Consider the following 1,105-nt stretch of genomic DNA (forward strand, 5'->3'; position numbering starts at 1 on the left):
TGGTTCTCCGAAGCGATCATTTCCAGGCCGCGCTGCTGGCGAGCCAGCTCAGCGTCAATACGCTGCGCGATCTCCGGATCGAGATGCGCGAGGTCTGCGGTCAGGGAATCTGCCGAGAGAGTTGAAGCTTGTGCCATTGCCCATTCCTAAATGTATGAATTGCCGACAACTGATATATCAATCTGCGATTCACTGTATGATGGAAGTCACAGCCCGGTCAATGGGTAGCCCGAAATTATTTCAGCGTGTAGCAATCACGCAGTATGGAACAGAGAAAACGGAGGCAAGATGACACTCGCCACACAGCTTCCCGTGGGCGCCGAGTCCCTGGCTGAACGCGCCTACCTGGTTCTGCGAGACCGGCTCATCATGATGGACATCGCCCCCGGCGACCCGATCAACGAAGCCCATCTGGTCAACGAACTTGGGGTCGGCCGCACGCCGTTGCGCGAGGCGCTCAAGCGCCTGGAGGTCGACCACCTGGTGCAGTCCTATCCGCGACGCGGCACCTTTGCCACCCGCGTGGACATCACGGAGCTGGCCGATATCACCGAAGTCCGCGAAGCCCTGGAACCCCTCGCCGCGGCCAAGGCAGCAGCCCTGCATGGCGGCAGTGCACGCAGTCGCATCGAGGCAACGCTCCAAGCCGTCAGCCAGCTGTCGGGCGCGAATCTCCGGCGCACGCTGATGGAGAACGACCTGGAAGTGCACCGGCTGATCTACCAAGCGGCCGGCAATCACCACCTGGAGCAGACACTGATCCGCCTGGATAACCTTGCCACCCGCATCTGGTGCATGGCCCTGGATCGCCTGCCGAGCATCGACGAGCACATTGAAGAACACATCTCGCTGCTCCAAGCCATCCTCGACGGCGACGCGCAGCTGGCACAGGAGTTGGCCCTGGAGCATATCGTGCATTTCGAGACGTCGGTGCGATCCGTTCTCTAGCCGCGGCTTCACCGCTGGAGCGATGCCATGCACTGCGAAAAAATACTTATCCTCATTTCTCAGAATCGAAGACATGTTCTAACAAGCGAAGTATAATTAGAACATGTCCGAAGCAAAGGCGCACGGAAACAGCCTCACCCCACCAGCACCCCCCGAG

General features: G+C 59.5%; 1 protein-coding gene and 1 pseudogene. One reads left to right on the forward strand and one right to left on the reverse strand.

Going from position 1 to position 1,105, the window contains the following annotated elements; all coding sequences use genetic code 11:
• Positions 1-137 (reverse strand): annotated as a pseudogene (locus CQ012_RS17950) (serine hydroxymethyltransferase); the annotation flags it as partial.
• A gap of 151 nt (positions 138-288) precedes the next feature.
• Here CQ012_RS17950 and CQ012_RS17340 point away from each other — a divergent pair.
• Positions 289-948 (forward strand): GntR family transcriptional regulator, encoded by a 660-nt coding sequence (locus CQ012_RS17340; protein WP_105662740.1) that lies wholly within the window; start codon positions 289-291, stop codon positions 946-948.
• Positions 949-1,105 lie beyond the last annotated feature (157 nt).

Origin of the sequence: Arthrobacter sp. MYb214, assembly GCF_002979865.1 — a bacterium.
GTDB lineage: Bacteria > Actinomycetota > Actinomycetes > Actinomycetales > Micrococcaceae > Glutamicibacter.